The 21,167-nt window shown below is 56.4% G+C and carries 22 protein-coding genes; 16 read left to right on the top strand and 6 right to left on the bottom strand.

What is annotated here, in order from left to right:
* Window positions 1-116: 116 nt before the first annotated feature.
* Together ubiC and ubiA are read left to right on the top strand one after the other, a co-directional pair.
* Window positions 117-614, top strand: a complete 498-nt coding sequence (gene ubiC, locus ABLV78_RS23680) for a chorismate lyase (protein WP_015704038.1) — start codon at window positions 117-119, stop codon at window positions 612-614.
* Between the two features lie 12 nt (window positions 615-626).
* Entirely contained in the window at window positions 627-1,496 is an 870-nt protein-coding gene (gene ubiA, locus ABLV78_RS23675; protein WP_045396790.1) for a 4-hydroxybenzoate octaprenyltransferase, read from the top strand.
* A gap of 51 nt (window positions 1,497-1,547) precedes the next feature.
* Here ubiA and plsB read toward each other — a convergent pair whose 3' ends face one another.
* Window positions 1,548-3,971: a glycerol-3-phosphate 1-O-acyltransferase PlsB gene (gene plsB, locus ABLV78_RS23670; protein WP_045396787.1), complete on the bottom strand. Its 2,424-nt coding sequence runs from the start codon at window positions 3,969-3,971 to the stop codon at window positions 1,548-1,550.
* 130 nt (window positions 3,972-4,101) lie between these two features.
* Between plsB and ABLV78_RS23665 the strand changes: the two genes are divergently transcribed.
* From ABLV78_RS23665 to ABLV78_RS23650, 4 genes are all read left to right on the top strand, one after another.
* Complete coding sequence (locus ABLV78_RS23665) at window positions 4,102-4,470, top strand: diacylglycerol kinase (RefSeq protein WP_045396782.1); 369 nt, start codon at window positions 4,102-4,104, stop codon at window positions 4,468-4,470.
* 122 nt (window positions 4,471-4,592) lie between these two features.
* Entirely contained in the window at window positions 4,593-5,201 is a 609-nt protein-coding gene (gene lexA / locus ABLV78_RS23660; RefSeq protein WP_015704040.1) for a transcriptional repressor LexA, read from the top strand.
* Window positions 5,202-5,271: 70 nt separating this feature from the next.
* On the top strand, window positions 5,272-6,597 hold the full coding sequence (dinF, locus tag ABLV78_RS23655; RefSeq protein ID WP_047045853.1) for an MATE family efflux transporter DinF: 1,326 nt from the start codon (window positions 5,272-5,274) through the stop codon (window positions 6,595-6,597).
* Window positions 6,598-6,772: 175 nt separating this feature from the next.
* Entirely contained in the window at window positions 6,773-6,982 is a 210-nt protein-coding gene (locus ABLV78_RS23650; RefSeq protein ID WP_015704042.1) for a CsbD family protein, read from the top strand.
* 80 nt (window positions 6,983-7,062) lie between these two features.
* Here ABLV78_RS23650 and zur read toward each other — a convergent pair whose 3' ends face one another.
* Complete coding sequence (zur, locus tag ABLV78_RS23645) at window positions 7,063-7,578, bottom strand: zinc uptake transcriptional repressor Zur (protein ID WP_045379090.1); 516 nt, start codon at window positions 7,576-7,578, stop codon at window positions 7,063-7,065.
* A gap of 114 nt (window positions 7,579-7,692) precedes the next feature.
* Here zur and ABLV78_RS23640 point away from each other — a divergent pair, with 114 nt between their 5' ends.
* From ABLV78_RS23640 to pspG, 3 genes are all read left to right on the top strand, one after another.
* Window positions 7,693-8,181 carry a cupin domain-containing protein gene (locus tag ABLV78_RS23640; protein WP_015368759.1) on the top strand — a complete coding sequence of 163 codons (489 nt, stop codon included), beginning with the start codon at window positions 7,693-7,695 and terminating at the stop codon, window positions 8,179-8,181.
* Between the two features lie 102 nt (window positions 8,182-8,283).
* Window positions 8,284-9,282, top strand: coding sequence for a tRNA dihydrouridine(20/20a) synthase DusA (gene dusA, locus ABLV78_RS23635; RefSeq protein WP_088389933.1), 999 nt, complete (start codon window positions 8,284-8,286; stop codon window positions 9,280-9,282).
* A 141-nt stretch (window positions 9,283-9,423) separates the two neighbouring features.
* The gene (gene pspG / locus ABLV78_RS23630) at window positions 9,424-9,666 is read left to right on the top strand and encodes an envelope stress response protein PspG (protein WP_045396775.1); all 243 of its coding nucleotides are present in this window, start codon (window positions 9,424-9,426) and stop codon (window positions 9,664-9,666) included.
* A 193-nt stretch (window positions 9,667-9,859) separates the two neighbouring features.
* On the opposite strand, the gene ABLV78_RS23625 is transcribed toward pspG, so the two are convergent.
* Window positions 9,860-10,843 carry a quinone oxidoreductase gene (locus ABLV78_RS23625; RefSeq protein WP_045396772.1) on the bottom strand — a complete coding sequence of 328 codons (984 nt, stop codon included), beginning with the start codon at window positions 10,841-10,843 and terminating at the stop codon, window positions 9,860-9,862.
* A gap of 52 nt (window positions 10,844-10,895) precedes the next feature.
* Here ABLV78_RS23625 and dnaB point away from each other — a divergent pair, with 52 nt between their 5' ends.
* The 6 genes from dnaB (at window position 10,896) to ABLV78_RS23595 (ending at window position 16,677) form a co-directional block, all read left to right on the top strand.
* The gene (gene dnaB / locus ABLV78_RS23620) at window positions 10,896-12,311 is read left to right on the top strand and encodes a replicative DNA helicase (protein ID WP_015368755.1); all 1,416 of its coding nucleotides are present in this window, start codon (window positions 10,896-10,898) and stop codon (window positions 12,309-12,311) included.
* Between the two features lie 31 nt (window positions 12,312-12,342).
* Entirely contained in the window at window positions 12,343-13,422 is a 1,080-nt protein-coding gene (gene alr, locus ABLV78_RS23615; RefSeq protein ID WP_047045858.1) for an alanine racemase, read from the top strand.
* Window positions 13,423-13,606: 184 nt separating this feature from the next.
* A complete protein-coding gene (gene tyrB / locus ABLV78_RS23610) occupies window positions 13,607-14,800 on the top strand; it encodes an aromatic amino acid transaminase (RefSeq protein WP_047045861.1) in 1,194 nt (397 codons plus the stop codon).
* A gap of 248 nt (window positions 14,801-15,048) precedes the next feature.
* Window positions 15,049-15,762 (top strand): acid phosphatase AphA, encoded by a 714-nt coding sequence (aphA, locus tag ABLV78_RS23605; protein ID WP_047045864.1) that lies wholly within the window; start codon window positions 15,049-15,051, stop codon window positions 15,760-15,762.
* 141 nt (window positions 15,763-15,903) lie between these two features.
* Window positions 15,904-16,320, top strand: coding sequence for a secondary thiamine-phosphate synthase enzyme YjbQ (locus tag ABLV78_RS23600; protein WP_045396752.1), 417 nt, complete (start codon window positions 15,904-15,906; stop codon window positions 16,318-16,320).
* A 3-nt stretch (window positions 16,321-16,323) separates the two neighbouring features.
* Window positions 16,324-16,677 carry an MmcQ/YjbR family DNA-binding protein gene (locus ABLV78_RS23595; RefSeq protein WP_020079872.1) on the top strand — a complete coding sequence of 118 codons (354 nt, stop codon included), beginning with the start codon at window positions 16,324-16,326 and terminating at the stop codon, window positions 16,675-16,677.
* Between the two features lies 1 nt (window position 16,678).
* Here the strand turns inward: ABLV78_RS23595 and ABLV78_RS23590 are convergent, their stop codons facing one another.
* From ABLV78_RS23590 to uvrA, 3 genes are all read right to left on the bottom strand, one after another.
* Window positions 16,679-16,996, bottom strand: coding sequence for a hypothetical protein (locus ABLV78_RS23590; protein ID WP_045396749.1), 318 nt, complete (start codon window positions 16,994-16,996; stop codon window positions 16,679-16,681).
* The gene (locus ABLV78_RS23585; protein WP_047045868.1) at window positions 16,996-17,403 is read right to left on the bottom strand and encodes a hypothetical protein; all 408 of its coding nucleotides are present in this window, start codon (window positions 17,401-17,403) and stop codon (window positions 16,996-16,998) included. The genes ABLV78_RS23590 and ABLV78_RS23585 overlap by 1 nt, the downstream gene beginning before the upstream one ends.
* 142 nt (window positions 17,404-17,545) lie before the next feature.
* Window positions 17,546-20,371, bottom strand: a complete 2,826-nt coding sequence (uvrA, locus tag ABLV78_RS23580; RefSeq protein ID WP_045396741.1) for an excinuclease ABC subunit UvrA — start codon at window positions 20,369-20,371, stop codon at window positions 17,546-17,548.
* Between the two features lie 254 nt (window positions 20,372-20,625).
* On the opposite strand from uvrA, the gene ssb1 reads away from it, so the two are divergent.
* Entirely contained in the window at window positions 20,626-21,150 is a 525-nt protein-coding gene (gene ssb1 / locus ABLV78_RS23575; RefSeq protein ID WP_015368746.1) for a single-stranded DNA-binding protein SSB1, read from the top strand.
* Window positions 21,151-21,167 lie beyond the last annotated feature (17 nt).

The raw sequence follows: 21,167 nt of genomic DNA, 5'->3' as shown, positions 1-21,167 counted from the left end.
CGCAGCGGCAACTGTTGCATGCCTGTTGCGCGGATGATCGTATATTGACGTTTGCCCGCCCTCAAAACGCTATTCTGCGATACAATGCCTGCACGTTTTGTACCGGAGAATCAGGCATGCCACATCCTGCGCTTACGCAACTGCGTGCGCTGCGCTATTTTGCCGCCATACCCGAGCTGGACGCGCCGCTGCGCGACTGGCTGTTGCTGGAAGACTCAATGACTAAGCGCTTTGAGCAACAAGGGAAAAAGGTCACCGTGACCATGATTAACGAAGGTTTCGTCGGACGCGACGCGCTGGCGGGCGAAGAAGCCCTATTGCCGGAAGAAGCGCGTTATTGGCTACGGGAAATCATTCTTTGCGCCGATGGCGAACCCTGGCTTGCCGGTCGTACCCTCGTGCCGGAATCGACGCTATGCGGCCCGGAATTAGCCCTGCAGCAGTTGGGGCAGACGCCGCTGGGCCGGTATCTGTTTACGTCGTCGACGTTAACCCGTGATTTTATTGAGATTGGCCGTAGTGCACAGCTGTGGGGGCGACGTTCCCGTCTCCGGCTGAGCGGCAAACCGCTGCTGCTGACAGAGCTTTTTCTGCCTGCATCGCCATTGTATTAAGAGGAAGAGAAAATGGAGTGGAGTCTGACGCAGAATAAGCTGTTGGCGTTTCACCGCCTGATGCGTACTGACAAACCAATCGGCGCGCTATTGCTGCTGTGGCCGACGCTGTGGGCGCTATGGGTGGCATCACCCGGGGTGCCACCGCTGTGGATACTGGCGGTATTTGTCGCTGGCGTCTGGTTGATGCGCGCCGCCGGCTGCGTGGTGAATGACTATGCCGACCGTAAATTTGATGGTCACGTTAAGCGTACGGCTCGTCGCCCGCTACCAAGCGGCGAGGTCACCGAAAAAGAAGCGCGCATATTGTTCGCGGTACTGGTGGGGCTCTCCTTCTTGCTGGTGTTGACGCTCAATACCATGACCATCCTGCTGTCGGTTGCGGCGCTGGCGCTAGCCTGGGTCTACCCCTTTATGAAGCGCTATACCCATCTGCCGCAGGTAGTGCTGGGCGCGGCCTTTGGCTGGTCGATCCCGATGGCTTTCTCGGCGGTAAGTGAAGCGCTGCCGCTCAGCTGCTGGCTGATGTTCCTCGCCAATATTTTGTGGGCGGTAGCCTACGATACCCAGTATGCGATGGTCGATCGCGACGATGATGTCAAAATTGGCATTAAGTCGACGGCGATTTTGTTCGGTGAAAACGATCGTTTGATTATCGGTATTCTGCAGGTTGCCGTGCTGGTATTGATGGGCGCGGTGGGCTGGCTGAATGGGCTGAACTGGGAATTCTACTGGTCGCTGTTTATCGCGGCGGGATTGTTTGTCTGGCAGCAGAAGCTTATCTTCAAGCGCGAACGCGATAACTGCTTCAAAGCGTTTATGAATAATAACTACGTTGGGCTGGTGCTGTTTCTCGGTCTGGCGATGAGTTATCTGCAGTAAATCCTTCTTTCCCCGACTCGCGTCGCGAGCCGGGGAACAGAAGCCGCAACGTTATGCGTCGTCCTGAGCGGCGCTTTCAATCGTCAAACGTACATCCGACGTAATCAAATCCGCCAGCATCTGGTAGACCTTCAGGGTCTCTGCCGGCTCGGCATCGCCGGTATCGCTGATGTAGCCTTCGTCACGCAGGGTCAGCACCAGAGTACTGAACACCGCCTTATCGAAGAACTCCGGCGCGTTGATACCGTGCAGTACCGATAGACGCTGCGCCATGGTGCGGCTTTCTTTCTCAAGCGTACTGCGGTTGATGGACGGGTTGGCGCTCAACAGCCAGAAGGTGATCGCGTAGCGCTGTAACGTCTCGCGCGCGCCGGCGGCCAACAGCTGCAGGGAACGAGAGTGCGCCGGGTTGACGCTCATCTCATCGCCATTCAGCACCACCAGGCCCTGACGCTGCATCTCTGCCATCAGCGCATCGATAACGCCCGCCAGCTCCTCTTTTTCCCAGCGCAGGAACAGCTCGGCTTTCAGGAACGGATAGAACATCTCGACATGACGCAGCACTTCGCTACGGGTGATGCGGCGATGTTGGGTCACGATAGCGGCCAGCAGCGACGGCATCACCAGCATATGGGCGATGTTGTTGCGATAGTAGGTCATCAGCACCGCCTGCTCGCGCGGCAGGATGATGATATCGCCGATGGTGTCTTTCTCGACTTCGAACTTGTTCATCTGCAGCGCGTGGTCGATAAGCTCGCCGGCGGAAGCCGTCGGCGCGGTCGAATCGGTGGAGTACGGCACGTTACGCAGCAGGTCGAGGTAGCAATCTAACTGCTGGGTCAGTTGCTCACGGGTCAAAGAACGCTGACGCGACGCCAGAAGCGCCGTACAGCACAGGTTCATGGCGTTGGCCGCCCCGGCATTGTTGATGCGCACCATCAGATCGGCGGCGATATTATTCACCGTCGGCGTCAGCCAGGAAGGGCGGACAGCTTCGATAGGATCGATGGCTTCGCGCCATTCCGGCACGTGCTGATTGAGGTAGGTCATCAGCGGCAGCGGTTCGCCGAAGTTAACGTAGCCCTGGCCGAGATTACGCAGTTTGCTGAGGCCGCGCACCATCTGCGGCAGGCTCTCTTTTTCTTTTGTCGCGCCGCGCAGCTCTTTGGCGTAGGTACCGACTTCCATCACGTGCTCGTAGCCGATATAAATCGGCACCAGGGTGATGGGGCGGCTACCGCCGCGCAGCATTGCCTGAATAGTCATCGACAGGGTGCCGGTTTTTGGATCCAGCAGACGGCCGGTACGGGAACGTCCGCCTTCGACGAAGTATTCCACCGAATAGCCACGGCTGAACAGCTCGCCAAGATATTCGCGGAATACCGTGGAGTAGAGCTTGTTGCCCTTAAAGGTACGGCGAATAAAGAAAGCGCCCAGACGGCGGAAAATCGGCCCGGCCGGCCAGAAGTTGAGGTTTATGCCGGCGGCGATATGCGGCGGCACCAGCCCCTGATGATAAAGCACATAAGAGAGCAGCAGGTAGTCCATGTGGCTACGGTGACAGGGCACATAGACAATCTCATGGCCGTCATGCGCCAGCTGGCGTACGCGCTCGGCGTTATGCACGTTAATCCCCTGATACAGACGGTTCCAGGTGAAGCCGAGAATACGGTCAGTCAGGCGGATCATTTCATAAGAGAAGTTAGCGGCAATCTCTTCCATCAGCGCGATGGCGTTCTGCTGGGCCTTCTCGTGAGAAATCTTCTTGCTGCGTGCTTCATCTTCTACCGCGCGGGCGATAGCTTTCGATGCCAGCAGCTTATTGAACAGATCCTGGCGGGCAGGGAGACGCGGGCCGACGGCGGCCAGACGTTGACGGGCGAAGTGCATACGCGCCACGCGGGCCAGCTTCTGGGCGATGATTTTATCGGTACCGTGCTCATCCGCCATGCGGCGCAGAGAGACAGAAGGCGAGAAACGCACGAAGCTATCGCGGCCAAGCCAGGAGACGGCGAAGAATTTCTGAATACCGTTAAGCATGCGTAGCGGCGGATTCTCTTCGCCTTTTTCGCGACCCGGGGCGCGGCCGAACATCACCGAGACCGGCACCATTTGCACGTCAAGATCGGGATGATTACGGTGCAGATCCAGGTAGTCGTGGAACAGCTTAATGGACTCTTCTTTCGGCGTGTAGTAGGTAAACACGCGCGGGCCGCCGTGGATGAAAACGTAGCGCGGCAGCAGGGTGCCGTCGATTTCCAGCGGTTCAAAAGGGTCGGGTAAGTCATGCGCCAGGCACTGGGCGCGCAGGGTCAGCAGGTCCGCCTTGGAGTTATAAGGCAAGACGTACATTATCGGACGCGAGGTATCGAGCCCTAATTCCTGAGCAGGTTCTGCCGGAATAGACTTGCTTTTTACCAGCACCCGTAATGGTAAATTCAGTAATTTATAGTAAATTCGTTGCCAGCCGGACATAAACGATGTGAAGCCTCTGGTTAATCATGCAAATGCGCGGCAAGAATAACAGAAAGCGTACAAAATTTCCGTTGTCACACGGCAAACACGTACACTCAGCGACGTCATTTACATTAAAAGGTTCTTTTTGATGGCCAATAATACCACTGGGTTAACCAGAATCATTAAAGCAGCAGGTTATTCCTGGAAAGGTTTCCGCGCGGCGTGGGTGAACGAAGCCGCTTTCCGGCAGGAAGGCGTCGCCGCCATTGTGGCCGTGGCGATAGCCTGCTGGCTGGATGTCGATATCATTACGCGAGTCCTGCTCATTGGCTCGGTCCTGTTAGTGATGATAGTCGAAATTCTTAACAGCGCGATTGAAGCGGTGGTTGACCGTATCGGGCCTGAGCATCATGAGCTTTCCGGGCGCGCCAAGGATATGGGCTCGGCGGCGGTACTGCTGGCGATAATCATCGCGTTGATCACCTGGACTATGCTGTTGTGGTCGCATTACCGCTAAGTCTTGTCGGCAACGCTCGCAAAACGCAAAGAATCTCCTGATTTTTATATGATATGTGGTTCCAAAATCACCATTAGCTGTATATACTCACAGCATAACTGTATATACACCCAGGGGGCGGAATGAAAGCGTTAACGACCAGGCAGCAAGAGGTGTTTGATCTCATCCGGGATCACATCAGCCAAACGGGCATGCCGCCGACGCGTGCGGAAATTGCTCAGCGCTTGGGGTTCCGTTCCCCAAACGCGGCGGAAGAACACCTCAAAGCGCTGGCGCGTAAAGGCGCGATTGAAATCGTCTCCGGCGCTTCACGCGGCATTCGTCTGCTGACGGAAGAAGAACACGGACTGCCGCTGATCGGCCGCGTCGCCGCAGGCGAACCGCTGCTGGCGCAGCAGCATATTGAAGGTCACTACCAGGTTGACCCGGCGATGTTTAAACCAAATGCCGACTTCCTGCTGCGCGTTAGCGGGATGTCGATGAAAGACATCGGTATCCTCGACGGCGATCTGCTGGCGGTGCACAAAACTCAGGACGTGCGTAACGGCCAGGTCGTCGTCGCGCGTATCGATGAAGAAGTCACCGTAAAACGTCTGAAAAAGCAGGGCAACGTCGTTGAACTGCTGCCGGAAAACAGCGAGTTTTCCCCGATCGTCGTCGATCTGCGCCAGCAGAGCTTCACCATTGAAGGTCTGGCCGTCGGCGTGATCCGTAACGGTGAGTGGCTGTAACTCCCGTCCTAACGCAGCGTCATCATGATGCATGACGCTGCGATGTTCCTCCTCTGTCTGGTCCCTCTTCATGCTGCTCAACGCCGCCGATAAAGCACTGTGGCGCCTTGCGCTACCGATGATTTTCTCGAACATTACCGTTCCGCTGTTGGGGCTGGTCGATACCGCCGTTGTCGGCCATCTTGATAGCCCCGTATACCTTGGCGGCGTCGCCGTCGGCGCGACGGCCACTAGTTTCCTGTTTATGCTGCTGTTGTTCCTGCGAATGAGCACCACTGGCTTAACCGCTCAGGCCTACGGCGCCAAAGATCCGCAGCGGCTGGCGCGCGCTCTGGTGCAACCGCTGATCCTGGCGCTGGCCGCCGGGCTGCTCATTGTTCTGTTCCGCATGCCGCTCATTGACCTCGCGCTACATATTGTCGGCGGCAGCGAGGCGGTACTGGAGCAGGCCAGACGGTTCCTCGAAATCCGCTGGCTTAGCGCCCCGGCGTCGTTGGCCAACCTGGTGCTGTTGGGGTGGCTGCTTGGCGTGCAGTACGCCCGCGCCCCGGTGATCCTGCTGGTGGTCGGCAACTTGCTGAATATCGTGCTCGATCTGTGGCTGGTGATGGGGCTGCATATGAACGTGCAGGGGGCGGCACTGGCGACGGCGCTGTCGGAATACGCTACCTTTATCATCGGCCTGCTGATGGCGAAACGGGTGCTGGCGCTGCGCGGCGTGACGCTTGCCATGTTGAAGGAAGCCTGGCGCGGCAATATGCGGCGCCTGCTGGCGCTTAATCGCGACATCATGCTGCGTTCGCTGCTACTGCAGCTCTGTTTTGGCGCCATCACCGTCTTCGGCGCCCGTCTTGGCAGCGACGTGGTGGCGGTCAATGCGGTACTGATGACCATGCTGACCTTTACCGCTTACGCGCTGGACGGTTTTGCCTATGCCGTCGAAGCCCATTCCGGACAGGCTTACGGCGCGCGTGACGGTAGCCAACTGCTGGAAGTCTGGCGCGCGGCCTGTCGGCAGTCGGGAATGGTCGCGCTGGCGTTCGCGTTAATCTACAGCGTGGCCGGTGAGCATATCATCGCGCTATTGACCTCTATCCCATCATTGCAGCAGCTGGCCGACCGCTATCTGTTCTGGCAGATGATCCTGCCGGTGATTGGCGTCTGGTGTTATCTGCTGGATGGCATGTTTATCGGCGCGACGCGCGGCGCGGAGATGCGTAATAGCATGGCGGTGGCCGCTGCGGGATTTGCGGTGACGCTGCTCTCTGTGCCCGTACTCGGCAACCACGGCCTGTGGCTGGCGCTGGCCGTGTTCCTGGCTTTGCGTGGGCTTTCGCTGGCGCTCATCTGGCGCCGCCACTGGCAGCGTGGCACCTGGTTTAATTCACCCTCCTGAATGCAAATAGCCCGGCCGAGCGCAGCGCGAGCCGGGAAAATTCTCCCTGCGTGTTCAATTGGCCTGATGGTTAAAAATTCCGAATAACGAATCGGTGTCAGCATTGTCATCTATAGTTATTACCATGTCCGGAACAAAACGGGCTGTTAACCCACCGAATCATGAGGACGTAATGATGAATAAAGACGAAATCAGCGGTAACTGGAAACAGTTGAAAGGTAAAGCCAAGGAACAGTGGGGTAAACTGACCGATGACGATATGACGGTCATTGAAGGGAAGCGCGATCAGCTAGTCGGTAAAATTCAGGAGCGTTACGGCTACGCGAAAGATCAGGCCGAAAAAGAGGTGTCTGACTGGGAGCGTAAGAACGATACGCGCTGGTAGCGAATGCGGTTTTGACCCCCTGTTTATGCCTGTCTAACGGCATAGTGATATGCCGTAGCTTCCCGCTGATGTCGCCCGACTCAGCGGGCTTTCTTTTTAATCTGGATGGTATGATCGTGATGACAGTGTTCGCGGGCGCTGCACGCTTCGACTTCCACGCAGGCCGCGCACAGGCCGTGCGCTTCAATCACATTATGCCGTAGAGCGAAGCCCATTCTGGCCGCCAGCGTATGCATAATATCTTCTACGCCTTCCGCACACTCTTCTTTGACCACGCCGCAGCGATCGCAGATAAACATCGCCGAACTGTGGGTCGGCTGATCGAAAAGGTGGCACAGTACATAGCTGTTGGTCGATTCCACTTTGTGCACAAAACCTTGCTCCAGCAGAAACTCCAGCGCGCGATAGACCGTGGGCGGCTTCGCCTGCGGCTCTTTTTCTCGCAGCAGATCCAGCAGATCGTAGGCGCTAATCGCCCCTTGCTGCAGGCTCATCAGACGCAACACTTCCAGACGCTGCGGGGTCAGGCGTACGCCACGTTGCACGCAAAGCTTTTCAGCCTGCGCTAACATTTCTTGCGAAGTGGTGTTATCCATGAGCATCCTCTGGTTGCGTGATGTTGAAACTGTTACTTTATCACGAACCAGGTAAAACGCCGAGATCCTGCAAGCTTTGCTATACCTGATGTATCTCATTTTCGGGAGAAAACGATGAAACGACCTGATTGCATTCGACATTGGCGCGAACTGGAAGGTGCGGATGATTCCACCTACCCCGATAGTCACGAGCTGTTTTCTATTGGCGCGCCTCTTGCCCGCGGCCTGCGGCTAAATCGGCTGGGCATCCATCATGAACGCTTACCGCCGGGACGCAGAACCTCTTATCCACATGCGGAAAGCGATGAAGAAGAGTTCATCTACGTGCTGGAAGGCTTTCCGGAAGTCTGGATCAATGGCTACCTATGGAAGCTAGAGCCGGGCGATAGCGTCGGCTTTCCGGCGGGGACTGGCGTGTGTCATACCTTCCTGAATAATACCGAGCAGGAGGTGCGGCTGCTGGTCGTTGGCGAGGCGAATAAAAAACACAACCGCATCTACTATCCGTTGAACCCAGGCTATGCCGCGACTCGCCAGGATCGCTGGGTGGATCACCCTCCGCAGTTCTTTGGCCCGCACGACGGCAAACCGCGGAAAATATAGGCCGCATTTTGACCATGGCGCGTGGCGTTCGACGTTATGCGCCGTGGTTGGTGTTTGTGCTATAGTAGCGCCCCTTTTTACCCGGATGCTTATTTATTCGCCATGATGCCAGAATCCACGTCTACCGCTTTTGCCGCCCACCGTTTTTCTATCGCGCCCATGCTCGATTGGACCGACAGACATTGCCGCTACTTCCTGCGTCTGCTGTCGCGCCATACTCTGCTGTACACCGAAATGGTCACCACCGGCGCGATAATTCACGGTAAAGGCGACTACCTGGCCTATAGCGAAGAAGAACATCCGGTAGCGCTGCAGTTGGGCGGTAGCGATCCTGCGGCGTTGGCGTACTGCGCGAAGCTCGCCGAGGCGCGCGGCTACGACGAGATTAACCTCAACGTCGGCTGCCCCTCTGACCGCGTGCAGAACGGGATGTTTGGCGCTTGTCTGATGGGTAACGCCGCGCTGGTGGCGGACTGCATCAAAGCGATGCGCGACGTGGTGTCGATCCCGGTAACGGTAAAAACCCGTATTGGCATTGACGATCGGGATAGCTATGAATTCCTGTGTGATTTCATTGAGACCGTCTCCGGCAAAGGGGAGTGTGAAATGTTCATCATTCACGCTCGTAAAGCCTGGCTTTCCGGCCTGAGTCCGAAAGAGAACCGCGAAATTCCGCCGCTGGATTATCCGCGCGTCTGGCAACTGAAACGTGATTTTCCGCATCTGACGATGGCGATTAACGGCGGAATTAAATCTCTGGGAGAGGCTAAACAGCAGCTTGAGCATATGGACGGCGTGATGGTGGGGCGTGAAGCCTATCAAAACCCGGGTATTCTGGCTTCTGTGGATCGCGAGATTTTCGGCGTCGACGGCGCGGATGCCGATCCGGTGGCGGTGGTGCGCGCAATGTACCCCTATATCGAGCGCGAGCTCAGCAACGGTACCTATCTGGGCCATATCACCCGCCATATGCTGGGATTGTTCCAGGGGATCCCCGGCGCGCGTCAGTGGCGTCGCTATCTGAGTGAAAATGCCCACAAAGCGGGCGCCGATATCAACGTGCTGGAACACGCGCTGAAGCTGGTTGCCGATAAGCGTTAAACTTTTCGCTAAAAACTGGTCTATTTCGCCACGCCCTACAGCACTGCTGCGGGGTGTTGTGTTTTAATTCAATGAGTTATACCTGGCATGATTCTTGAAATAACCAATCAGCTATCTGGTTATTTATTTCGGGAGAAGACCATGCTGGAACTCTTATTTGTTATTGGCTTTTTTGTCATGTTGCTGGTCACCGGCATCTCGCTGCTTGGCATTATTGCCGCGCTGGTCGTCGCCACCGCGCTGATGTTCTTCGGCGGCCTGTTCGCATTAATGTTTAAGCTGCTACCCTGGTTGCTGCTGGCGGTGGCCGTCGTATGGGTTATTCGGGCGATAAAATCGCCGACCACAACCCGCTATCGCCGCGAAGATCGTTGGCGCTACTAAGCCATCATTTTGGGGATTGAGCGGTGTGTCACAACCTGAGTAATTTTGCATAAAACAGCGTAGGCATTGCGTATTAAATCTGTCACTATTAGCGCGATAACGAATTCATCGTGCTGTACCCTACATACAGCCGAACAAAAAAAGTCAGGGCCTCCGTCAGGAGGCCCTAAACTTTTCTGGCGATCTCATCCGGTTACGGTAACAGCAGGCTCGAGCCTTCGGTCACCCGGCTTTCCAGGATCTCATGCGCGCGTCTGGCGTCACGCAGGGCGTATTTCTGATTATCCGCCACATCGACTTTGATCACGCCGCTGGCGATCAGCGAAAATAGCTCGTTGCTGGCTTCCGTCAGCTCTTCCCGGTTGGTGATGTAGCCTTGCAGAGAAGGGCGGGTCACATACAGCGATCCTTTCTGATTGAGGATACCCAAATTCACGCCGGTTACCGGGCCAGATGAATTGCCGAAGCTGACCATCAGCCCACGCCGCTGAAGACAATCGAGCGAGGCCTCCCAGGTATCTTTACCCACGGAATCGTAAACCACGGCGACTTTTTTGCCGCCGGTTAGCGCCTTGACGCGCTCGGCAATATTCTCTTCGCGATAGTTAATGGTTTCCCAGGCGCCGGCCTGCCGGGCGCGCTGCGCTTTTTGCTCGCTGCCGACGGTACCGATAAGTTTCGCCCCCAGCGCTTTCGCCCACTGGCAGGCAATCAGCCCCACGCCGCCCGCCGCCGCGTGGAACAAGAAGGTTTCATTGGCTTGTATTTCATAGGTTTTGCGCAGCAGATACCAGACGGTCAGCCCTTTAAGAAACGAGGCGGCGGCCTGCTCAAAGGAAATCGCATCCGGCAAAATTGCCGCTTTGTCGGCATGCACGTTATGCACCGAACTATAAGCGCCAAGCGCGGACTGGGCGTATACCACGCGGTCGCCAACGTTGATATGTTTAACCCCGTTGCCGATTTTACTCACGATACCGGCGGCTTCGGTTCCCAGTCCGCTCGGCAGCGAGGGCGGTGGATACAGGCCGCTGCGGATGTAGGTGTCGATATAGTTGATACCGATAGCTTTGTTTTCTACCTGGATTTCGTGTTCGGCAGGATCGTTGGGGGTAAACTCAACTGCATGCAGAACCTCGGGGCCTCCATGCGCGGGAAATTCAATTCGTGTTGCCATGTGAACTCCTTTATAATTTTGTGTCTCTCATTTACAGGTAACTCCATTCACTATGGCAGGAAATAAACCCTTCAACAAACCACAGACAGAACCTCGCGAACGCGATCCGCAGCTCGCAGGGTTGAAAGTCCCGCCGCACTCGATTGAAGCGGAACAGTCGGTGTTGGGCGGTTTAATGCTGGATAACGAGCGCTGGGACGACGTCGCCGAAAGGGTGGTGTCGGAAGATTTCTATACCCGTCCGCATCGTCATATCTTTACCGAGATGGCGCGCCTGCAAGAGTCAGGCAGCCCGATTGACCTGATCACCCTCGCGGAGTCGCTGGAGCGTCAGGGGCAACTGGATAGCGTCGGCGGCTTCGCCTACCTGGCCGAACTCTCCAAAAATACGCCAAGCGCGGCGAACATCAGCGCGTATGCCGACATCGTGCGCGAACGCGCGGTAGTGCGTGAAATGATTTCGGTGGCCAACGAGATCGCCGAAGCCGGTTTCGACCCCCAGGGGCGCACCAGCGAGGACCTGCTGGATCTGGCGGAATCCCGGGTATTTAAAATTGCCGAAAGCCGGGCCAATAAAGACGAAGGGCCGAAGAACATCGCCGATGTGCTCGATGCCACCGTCGCCCGTATTGAACAGCTGTTCCAACAGCCGCATGATGGCGTCACCGGGGTGAATACCGGCTATGACGACCTCAACAAAAAGACCGCCGGGCTACAGCCTTCGGATCTGATTATCGTCGCCGCGCGTCCATCGATGGGTAAGACGACATTTGCGATGAACCTCGTGGAAAACGCAGCGATGCTGCAGGATAAACCGGTATTGATCTTCAGTCTGGAGATGCCATCCGAGCAGATCATGATGCGTTCTCTGGCCTCGCTATCGCGCGTCGATCAGACCCGTATCCGTACCGGCCAACTGGACGATGAAGACTGGGCGCGGATCTCCGGCACGATGGGTATTTTGCTGGAAAAACGTAACATCTATATTGATGACTCCTCCGGCCTAACGCCGACGGAAGTGCGTTCGCGCGCCCGGCGTATCGCCCGCGAGCACGGCGGTATTGGCCTTATCATGATCGACTACCTGCAGCTGATGCGCGTACCGTCGCTCTCCGACAACCGTACTCTGGAGATCGCCGAAATCTCCCGCTCGCTGAAGGCGCTGGCAAAAGAGTTGCAGGTGCCGGTGGTGGCGCTGTCGCAGTTGAACCGCTCTCTGGAACAGCGCGCCGATAAACGTCCGGTCAACTCCGACCTGCGTGAATCCGGCTCTATTGAACAGGATGCCGACTTAATCATGTTCATCTACCGTGATGAGGTTTATCACGAGAACAGTGATTTAAAAGGTATTGCTGAAATTATCATTGGTAAACAACGTAACGGCCCGATCGGTACGGTACGACTGACCTTTAACGGCCAGTGGTCGCGTTTCGATAATTATGCCGGTCCTCAGTATGACGATGAGTAAACCTCCGTCTGTCTTTTTTTAAGGAATTCAAATGCAAGCGGCAACTGTAGTTATTAACCGCCGCGCTCTGCGACACAACCTGCAACGCCTGCGTGAACTGGCTCCTGCCAGCAAACTGGTTGCGGTGGTGAAAGCGAACGCCTACGGACACGGCCTCCTTGAGACCGCGCGAACGCTGACCGACGCCGATGCCTTCGGCGTCGCCCGCCTGGAAGAGGCGCTGCGCCTGCGTGAAGGGGGCATTACCCAACCGATATTGCTGCTGGAAGGCTTCTTTGAAGCGGCGGATCTGGCGCTGATTTCCGCGCAGCAACTGCATACCGTGGTACATAGCCCGGAACAGCTGGCGGCGCTCGAACAAGCGGAACTGACCGAACCGGTTACCGTCTGGATGAAGCTGGATACCGGTATGCATCGCCTTGGTGTACTGCCGGAACAGGCAGAAGCGTTTTATCAGCGGCTAAGCCGGTGCAAAAATGTTCGCCAGCCGGTGAATATCGTCAGCCATTTCGCCCGTGCCGATGAGCCGGAATGCGGCGCGACCGAGCGTCAGCTGGATATTTTCACCACCTTTACCGAAGGGAAACCGGGGCTGCGTTCTATTGCCGCCTCTGGCGGGATCCTGCTGTGGCCGCAGTCGCATTTCGACTGGGCGCGGCCGGGCATCATTCTCTACGGCGTTTCGCCGCTGGAAAATCACTCTATCGGAGAGGATTTTGGTTGCCTGCCGGTGATGTCGCTGACCTCCAGCCTGATTGCGGTGCGCGAACATAAAGCCGGGGAGCCGGTGGGCTATGGCGGCACCTGGATTAGTGAGCGCGATACTCGCCTCGGCGTAGTGGCGATGGGCTACGGCGACGGTTATCCGCGCGCCGCGCCCTCCGGCACGCCGGTGCTGGTCAACGGCCGCGAAGCGCCGATTGTCGGTCGCGTGGCGATGGATATGATTTGCGTCGACCTCGGTCCTGAAGCGCAGGATAAAGCCGGCGATCCGGTTGTGTTATGGGGAGAAGGGCTCCCCGTTGAGCGCATCGCGGAAATAACGAAAGTGAGTGCTTACGAACTTATTACCCGACTGACTTCCAGGCTGGCTATCCGCTACCTCGACTAACGGCTCTCAGTGGCATATTTCCCCGATTACGCTACGCTTATCGGGGTAATGAGCAGGGGCGGCGCGCGGCGTCGCCCATGTTTGCAGCGATCTTTGTCGATAACTTACCAACATCCCCTCGACCTTCCCCAACTTCCGGTTTATTGTGTAAATACCTGCTTTCGTAAACCTGGAGATACATCTCGTGTTTCAAAAAGTTGACGCCTACGCCGGCGACCCCATTCTTTCCTTGATGGAGCGTTTCAAAGACGATCCGCGTAGTGACAAAGTGAACCTCAGCATTGGTCTTTACTACAACGAAGACGGCATTATTCCGCAACTACAGGCGGTGGCGGAAGCCGAAGCGCGCCTCAATGCCCAGCCGCATGGCGCTTCGCTGTATTTACCGATGGAAGGGCTCAATAGCTACCGCCACGCCATTGCGCCGCTGTTATTTGGCGCCGACCATCCGGTGCTGAAACAAAACCGCGTAGCGTCAATTCAAACCCTGGGTGGCTCCGGCGCGCTGAAGGTTGGCGCCGATTTCCTCAAGCGCTACTTCCCGCAGTCGCGCGTATGGGTTAGCGACCCGACCTGGGAAAACCACATCGCCATATTTGAAGGGGCTGGATTCGAAGTAAGTACTTACCCCTGGTTCGATGATGAGACCAACGGCGTGCGTTTTGAAGCCTTCCTCGCCAAACTACAGACGCTCCCTGAGCGCGATATCGTGCTGCTGCATCCGTGTTGCCACAACCCGACGGGCGCCGATCTGAGCAACTCGCAGTGGGATGAAGTCGTTAAGGTCTTGAAAGCACGCAATTTAATTCCTTTCCTCGATATCGCCTATCAGGGCTTTGGCGCCGGTATGGAAGACGATGCCTACGCTATTCGTGCGATTGCCAGCGCCGGCCTGCCGATGCTGGTCAGCAACTCATTTTCCAAAATCTTCTCACTGTACGGCGAACGCGTCGGTGGGTTGTCGATTGTCTGCGATGATGCGGAAACCGCAGGCCGCGTGCTGGGTCAGTTGAAAGCGACGGTGCGCCGCAACTACTCAAGCCCGCCGAATTTTGGCGCGCAGGTGGTCGCGGCGGTGCTGAACGACGCGGCGCTGAAAGCCTCATGGCTGGCGGAAGTGGAAGCGATGCGTACCCGCATTCTGGCGATGCGTCAGACGCTGGTTGATGCGCTGAAAGAGGCCGTTCCCGGCAAGAACTTTGACTACCTGCTGAAGCAGCGCGGCATGTTTAGCTACACCGGATTGAGCGCGGCACAGGTGGATCGTCTACGCGAAGAGTTTGGCGTTTACCTGATTGCCAGCGGCCGGATGTGCGTAGCAGGACTTAACTCGCGTAACGTCCAGCGCGTCGCTCAGGCGTTTGCCGCTGTAATGTAAGTGCTTACTTACTAATTTACCCTCGTCAGCGTTAAGGCGAGGGTAATATTACCCCCGAAGTGTGATCATGCTCTTTTTATATGATATCTGAGCAGAAAATCCTTTCTATCTGTATGGTCAGGCGTTAAGGTCTTGCTACATTAATGAGCTCACTCATTATTAAAAATAATAACGAATCGATTATTTAGACCCAAAATAACTCAGGTTGCCGCTAAGCGGCCTGGCGCATGAGGGGCATAGGGATAAATATGCGTAAGTTAACTTTGGCCATTAGCGCCACCTGTCTGTTGTTCGCTCTGAATAGCTCCGTTGTCGCTCGCGCTTCTACTCCGCAGCCCATTTGGGAGGGGACGAATGTTGCGATACTTGCCGAACAGGCGCCGATCCATTGGGTATCGGTAGCGCAAATCGAAAATAGCCTGCTGGGCCGCGCGCCGATGGCGGTGGGTTTCGATATCGATGACACCGTGTTGTTTTCCAGCCCCGGTTTCTGGCGCGGGCAAAAAACCTATTCTCCCGGCAGCGAAGCCTATCTAAAGAACCCGGAGTTTTGGGAAAAGATGAATAACGGCTGGGACGAGTTCAGCATGCCGAAAGAAGTGGGCCGCCAGCTGATTGCGATGCATATAAAGCGCGGCGACAGCATCTACTTCGTGACCGGCCGCAGCCAGACCAAAACTGAGACCGTCTCCAAAACCCTGCAGGATGATTTCCTGATCCCCGGCGCTAATATGAACCCGGTGATTTTTGCCGGCGATAAGCCAGGCCAGAACACGAAAACTCAGTGGTTACGGGAGAAGAATATCAAAGTCTTCTACGGTGACTCGGACAACGACATCTCGGCGGCTCGCGATGCCGATGCGCGCGGAATTCGCGTGCTGCGCGCGGCAAACTCCTCCTACAAACCGCTGCCGATGGCCGGATCGCAAGGGGAAGAGGTGATTGTGAATTCAGAATATTAAGGCGCGCGAAACTCGACGCATCTGAACATGAGAAGGCAGCCGCAGGCTGTCTTTTTTTTATACGAATTTCAGCGTTTGAGGTTTTACCTTTTCGCTTCTTGCTGCAAACTTAGAAGGATTCACACATTACAGGAGTCGTTTATGTGGCATCAGCAAACCCTGACATTAGGGCCGAAATCTCGTGGTTTCCATCTGGTGACTAACGAAATTATTGGCCAAATCCGCGAGCTCTCGCATATCAAGGTTGGCCTGCTGCATCTGTTACTCCAGCATACTTCCGCTTCCCTGACGTTAAATGAGAACTGCGATCCCACGGTTCGTTTTGATATGGAACAGCATTTTCTCAACGCCGTACCAGACAACGCGCCGTATGAACACGATTATGAAGGTCCTGATGATATGCCCTCGCACATTAAATCCTCGCTGCTGGGCGTTTCACTGATGCTGCCGGTGCAGAACGGCAACGTCATGTTGGGGACCTGGCAGGGGATCTGGCTGGGGGAGCATCGCATTCACGGCGGCTCGCGGCATATCGTCGCCACGCTCACGGGAGAATAAAAAATGACTATATCGGATCTACTGCAGTACTGCATGGCGAAGCCGGGCGCGGAACAAAGCGTTCATAGCGACTGGAAAGCAACGCAAATCAAGGTCGCGGACGTGCTATTCGCCATGGTAAAAGAAGTGGAGGATAAGCGGCCGGCCGTTGCGTTAAAGACCAGCCCGGAGCTTGCCGAGCTGCTGCGGGAACAACATCGCGATGTACGCCCCAGCAGGCACCTGAATAAAGCTCACTGGAGCACGGTCTTCCTTGATGGCTCCTTGCCAGACTCGCAGATTTACTACCTCGTGGATGCCTCCTACCAGCAGGCGGTCGACCTGCTGTCGGAGGATAAGCGGCGGCAGTTAGCCTAGCTTATAACCCCCCTGCCAGCGCCAGCAACGTGATATCGAACAGACGTAATAATGTCGACTGCAGCTGCGCCTGGCGTGCGATACTCTGGTTGTTAGCGCGAATGCGGGCAATATCGCGCTGACCTTCCAGCAGTAGCCGTAGATCGTCTTCGGTCAGCCAGCCCTGGGCTTTTTGCTGCAATGCCTGCAGTAAAAAGAGTCCGCTATCGCGTACTTCACGGTACTCATCGCCAAGTACTTTATTCAGTAATGGCATCCATTCGGCGCTATCAATCGCGCAAGCGGACAACAGCGCGCGAATCTCCATGGTTGTCGGCATTATTCCCTCCCTGTTCGCTGACATTCGCCAGCGATAGCCTGTTGATAAAGATAAAGGGTCTGCCGCGATAAATATTGCGCTTCGGCAGGAGTAAAGGGCGCGCCCAGCATCTGGCGATGGGCGTAAACGCGCAGATAGTTACCTTCAAGTATCCTGAAATTTTCCTGGCGCAACGCATCGCTGTGATCCATCGCCTGCGCGAACTGCTGGCGAATCTGTTCATCTTCTGCGTTCAGTTGTTGATCGTCCTCCGTCGCTGCGGTGGTGATGAACTGCAAATGCAATTGCTTGAGTGTGAGCAATTGCTGATAGGCCGTATCGCTGTAGCGGCCAACCCATGAGCAGGCGCTTACCGCACATAGCGCGGCGGCGATAACAAATAACGGAATGAGGCGTGGTACTCGCATAGTTTTCCCGACATCGGTGGGCGATAGCGACTATCAGACGCCAGAGTGTGCGCACCGGGCAAATCACGAAGTATCAGCGTAAAAAAATGAGATGAAATGAGATGAAATGAGGCCTCTTCCGCGAAGGAAGAGGCCTGAGAGGTTACTTCAGCAGGGGCTTCAGGAAGCGCGCCGTGTGCGAGGCTTCACATTCGGCAACGGTTTCCGGCGTGCCGGAAACGAGAATCTCCCCGCCGCCGCTACCGCCTTCCGGGCCGAGGTCGACAATCCAGTCAGCGGTTTTAATCACGTCGAGGTTGTGCTCAATGACCACGATGGTATTACCCTGATCGCGTAGCTGATGCAGCACGTCCAGCAGCTGCTGAATATCGGCGAAATGCAGACCGGTGGTCGGTTCATCAAGGATATACAGCGTCTGGCCGGTACCGCGCTTGGAAAGTTCGCGCGCCAGCTTCACGCGCTGGGCTTCACCGCCGGAGAGCGTGGTTGCCGACTGGCCGAGACGAATATAGGTCAGGCCGACATCCATCAGGGTTTGCAGCTTACGCGCCAGCGCCGGCACGGCATCAAAGAATTCGCGCGCTTCTTCGATGGTCATATCCAGCACTTCGTGGATGGTTTTGCCCTTGTACTTAATCTCCAGCGTTTCGCGGTTATAGCGTTTGCCTTTGCACTGGTCGCACGGTACGTAGATGTCCGGCAGGAAGTGCATCTCAACCTTGATCACCCCGTCGCCCTGACAGGCTTCGCAGCGACCGCCGCGCACGTTAAAGCTGAAGCGGCCCGGCGTATAGCCGCGTGAACGTGATTCCGGTACTCCGGCGAACAGTTCGCGCACCGGCGTGAACACGCCGGTATAGGTTGCCGGGTTTGAGCGCGGCGTGCGGCCAATCGGGCTCTGGTCGATATCAATGACTTTATCGAAGTGTTCCAGCCCCTGGACATCGCGGTACGGCGCCGGTTCGGCAATCGTCGCGCCGTTCAACTGACGCTGGGCGATGGGAAACAGGGTATCGTTAATCAGCGTTGATTTGCCGGAACCGGAAACGCCGGTAATGCAGGTAAACAGGCCGACGGGCAGCGTCAGCGTCACATCCTTGAGGTTGTTGCCGCGCGCGCCGGTCAGTTTCAGCACTTTTTCCGGATCGGCGGCGACGCGCTGTTTCGGCACTTCGATTTTGCGTTTGCCGCTCATGTACTGCCCGGTCAGGGATTCTGGTACCGCCATAATGGCGTCCAGCGGCCCTTCGGCCACCACCTGGCCGCCGTGAACGCCAGCGCCGGGGCCGATATCGATCACGTGGTCGGCGGCGCGAATGGCGTCTTCGTCATGTTCAACGACAATGACCGTGTTACCCAGGTTACGCAGGTGGATGAGCGTACCGAGCAGGCGTTCGTTATCACGCTGGTGCAGGCCGATAGAGGGCTCATCCAGCACGTACATCACGCCAACCAGCCCCGCGCCAATCTGGCTCGCCAGACGAATACGCTGCGCTTCACCGCCGGAGAGGGTCTCCGCCGAACGAGAGAGCGTTAGATAGTTCAGGCCGACGTTGACGAGGAACTTCAGACGATCGCCAATCTCTTTCAGCACTTTCTCGGCGATTTGCGCCCGCTGTCCGGACAGCTTCAGGTTGTTGAAGAAGTCCATCGCATGACCGATGCTCATGTCGGAAATGGTCGGTAGCGGCGTGTTTTCCACAAACACGTGGCGCGCTTCGCGACGCAGACGCGTGCCTTCACAGCTGGCGCACGGACGGTTGCTGATGAATTTCGCCAGCTCTTCGCGCACCGCGCTGGATTCCGTCTCTTTGTAACGGCGCTCCATGTTGTGCAGCACGCCTTCGAACGGATGGCGGCGTACTGATGTGTCGCCGCGGTCGTTCATGTATTTGAATTCAATATTCTCTTTACCTGAACCGTACAGCACGACTTTATGCACATTAGCGCTGAGGGTGCCCCATGGCGCTTCGACATCAAACTTATAGTGATCCGCCAGCGACTTGAGCATCTGGAAGTAGTAGAAGTTGCGGCGATCCCAACCGCGGATGGCGCCGCCAGCCAGCGATAGCTCAGGATTCTGAATTACCCGATCGGGATCGAAATACTGTTGAACGCCAAGGCCGTCGCAGGTTGGGCAAGCGCCTGCCGGGTTGTTGAAGGAGAACAGGCGCGGCTCCAGCTCGCGCATGCTATAGCCACAAATCGGGCAAGCGAAGTTTGCCGAGAACAGCAGCTCTTCCGCCTTACTGTCATCCATATTGGAAACAATGGCGGTGCCGCCTGAGAGCTCCAGCGCGGTTTCGAAAGACTCCGCTAGACGCTGCGCCAGATCGTCGCGCACTTTAAAGCGGTCGATAACCACTTCGATCGTGTGTTTCTTTTGCAGCTCTAATTTCGGCGGATCCGAAAGATCGCAGACTTCGCCATCGATCCGCGCGCGGATATAGCCCTGACTGGCAAGGTTCTCCAGCGTTTTGGTGTGCTCGCCCTTACGCTCTTTAATGATGGGCGCCAGCAGCATCAGGCGCTGACCTTCCGGCTGAGAGAGCACGTTATCGACCATCTGGCTGACGGTCTGTGCGGCCAGCGGCACGTCGTGATCCGGACAGCGCGGTTCGCCGACGCGGGCGTACAGTAGGCGCAGATAGTCGTGGATTTCAGTAATCGTACCTACCGTCGAACGCGGGTTGTGGGAGGTCGATTTCTGCTCGATAGAAATCGCCGGCGACAGCCCTTCGATATGATCGACGTCTGGTTTCTCCATCAGCGACAGGAACTGTCGCGCATAGGCGGAGAGCGATTCGACGTAGCGACGCTGGCCTTCGGCGTACAGGGTGTCGAAAGCGAGTGAGGATTTGCCAGACCCAGAAAGCCCGGTGACGACAATGAGTTTGTCGCGCGGGATGACGAGGTTGATGTTTTTGAGATTATGGGTGCGGGCGCCCCGAACTTCGATCTTATCCATTCACCTTTCCCGGTAGGTAGATACACGGATTGCCTGGTTTGTTTGAAGGACAAACGGCAGAAACGGCTAATTATGACACAACTTGACCTGTCTGGATATACAGTATTGGAATGGCGCTGCAGTAAGAGAGTGAAAAATTGCATAGCGGCGGGATGTTTTCTGGAATTGGCTTCGCAGCTATCAAATTGCCCCTTTGTGATGTTAGAATTCCCGGTTTACACTTATACAAAACGTATTATTCAGGAGATTCGATCATGGCCAGCAGAGGCGTAAACAAGGTGATTCTCGTCGGTAATCTGGGGCAGGACCCGGAAGTACGCTACATGCCAAGTGGCGGCGCTGTCGCCAACTTCACGCTGGCAACTTCCGAATCCTGGCGCGATAAGCAAACCGGCGAAATGAAAGAGCAGACTGAATGGCACCGCGTTGTGCTGTTCGGCAAACTGGCGGAAGTCGCTGGCGAATACCTGCGTAAAGGTTCTCAGGTTTATATCGAAGGTCAGCTGCGTACCCGCAAATGGACCGATCAGTCCGGTCAGGACAAGTACACCACTGAAATCGTGGTAAACGTCGGCGGCACCATGCAGATGCTGGGCGGCCGTCAGGGCGGCGGCGCACCGGCAGGCGGCGGCCAGCAGCAGGGCGGTTGGGGTCAGCCTCAGCAGCCGCAGGGCGGCAACCAGTTCAGCGGCGGCGCGCAGTCTCGTCCGCAGCAGCAGGCTCCGGCAGCGCCATCTAACGAACCGCCGATGGACTTCGACGACGATATCCCGTTCTAAGGTTTTCCTTATTACGT

Source organism: Klebsiella sp. CN_Kp075, assembly GCF_040065055.2.
Lineage (GTDB): Bacteria > Pseudomonadota > Gammaproteobacteria > Enterobacterales > Enterobacteriaceae > Klebsiella > Klebsiella aerogenes.
This window is presented reverse-complemented; position numbering and strand designations above follow the sequence as displayed.

Excerpts from the sequence above, each read along its gene's own strand:
- lexA (WP_015704040.1), top strand. The coding sequence starts at position 4,593 with ATGAAAGCGTTAACGACCAGGCAGCAAGAGGTGTTTGATCTCATCCGG.
- ubiC (WP_015704038.1), top strand. The coding sequence starts at position 117 with ATGCCACATCCTGCGCTTACGCAACTGCGTGCGCTGCGCTATTTTGCC.
- aphA (WP_047045864.1), top strand. The coding sequence starts at position 15,049 with ATGCGTAAGTTAACTTTGGCCATTAGCGCCACCTGTCTGTTGTTCGCT.
- ABLV78_RS23600 (WP_045396752.1), top strand. The coding sequence starts at position 15,904 with ATGTGGCATCAGCAAACCCTGACATTAGGGCCGAAATCTCGTGGTTTC.
- ABLV78_RS23640 (WP_015368759.1), top strand. The coding sequence starts at position 7,693 with ATGAAACGACCTGATTGCATTCGACATTGGCGCGAACTGGAAGGTGCG.
- dusA (WP_088389933.1), top strand. The coding sequence starts at position 8,284 with ATGATGCCAGAATCCACGTCTACCGCTTTTGCCGCCCACCGTTTTTCT.
- dnaB (WP_015368755.1), top strand. The coding sequence starts at position 10,896 with ATGGCAGGAAATAAACCCTTCAACAAACCACAGACAGAACCTCGCGAA.
- ubiA (WP_045396790.1), top strand. The coding sequence starts at position 627 with ATGGAGTGGAGTCTGACGCAGAATAAGCTGTTGGCGTTTCACCGCCTG.
- ssb1 (WP_015368746.1), top strand. The coding sequence starts at position 20,626 with ATGGCCAGCAGAGGCGTAAACAAGGTGATTCTCGTCGGTAATCTGGGG.
- ABLV78_RS23650 (WP_015704042.1), top strand. The coding sequence starts at position 6,773 with ATGAATAAAGACGAAATCAGCGGTAACTGGAAACAGTTGAAAGGTAAA.
- dinF (WP_047045853.1), top strand. The coding sequence starts at position 5,272 with ATGCTGCTCAACGCCGCCGATAAAGCACTGTGGCGCCTTGCGCTACCG.
- ABLV78_RS23595 (WP_020079872.1), top strand. The coding sequence starts at position 16,324 with ATGACTATATCGGATCTACTGCAGTACTGCATGGCGAAGCCGGGCGCG.
- alr (WP_047045858.1), top strand. The coding sequence starts at position 12,343 with ATGCAAGCGGCAACTGTAGTTATTAACCGCCGCGCTCTGCGACACAAC.
- ABLV78_RS23585 (WP_047045868.1), bottom strand. The coding sequence starts at position 17,403 with ATGCGAGTACCACGCCTCATTCCGTTATTTGTTATCGCCGCCGCGCTA.
- zur (WP_045379090.1), bottom strand. The coding sequence starts at position 7,578 with ATGGATAACACCACTTCGCAAGAAATGTTAGCGCAGGCTGAAAAGCTT.
- plsB (WP_045396787.1), bottom strand. The coding sequence starts at position 3,971 with ATGTCCGGCTGGCAACGAATTTACTATAAATTACTGAATTTACCATTA.
- pspG (WP_045396775.1), top strand. The coding sequence starts at position 9,424 with ATGCTGGAACTCTTATTTGTTATTGGCTTTTTTGTCATGTTGCTGGTC.
- ABLV78_RS23590 (WP_045396749.1), bottom strand. The coding sequence starts at position 16,996 with ATGCCGACAACCATGGAGATTCGCGCGCTGTTGTCCGCTTGCGCGATT.
- ABLV78_RS23625 (WP_045396772.1), bottom strand. The coding sequence starts at position 10,843 with ATGGCAACACGAATTGAATTTCCCGCGCATGGAGGCCCCGAGGTTCTG.
- ABLV78_RS23665 (WP_045396782.1), top strand. The coding sequence starts at position 4,102 with ATGGCCAATAATACCACTGGGTTAACCAGAATCATTAAAGCAGCAGGT.
- uvrA (WP_045396741.1), bottom strand. The coding sequence starts at position 20,371 with ATGGATAAGATCGAAGTTCGGGGCGCCCGCACCCATAATCTCAAAAAC.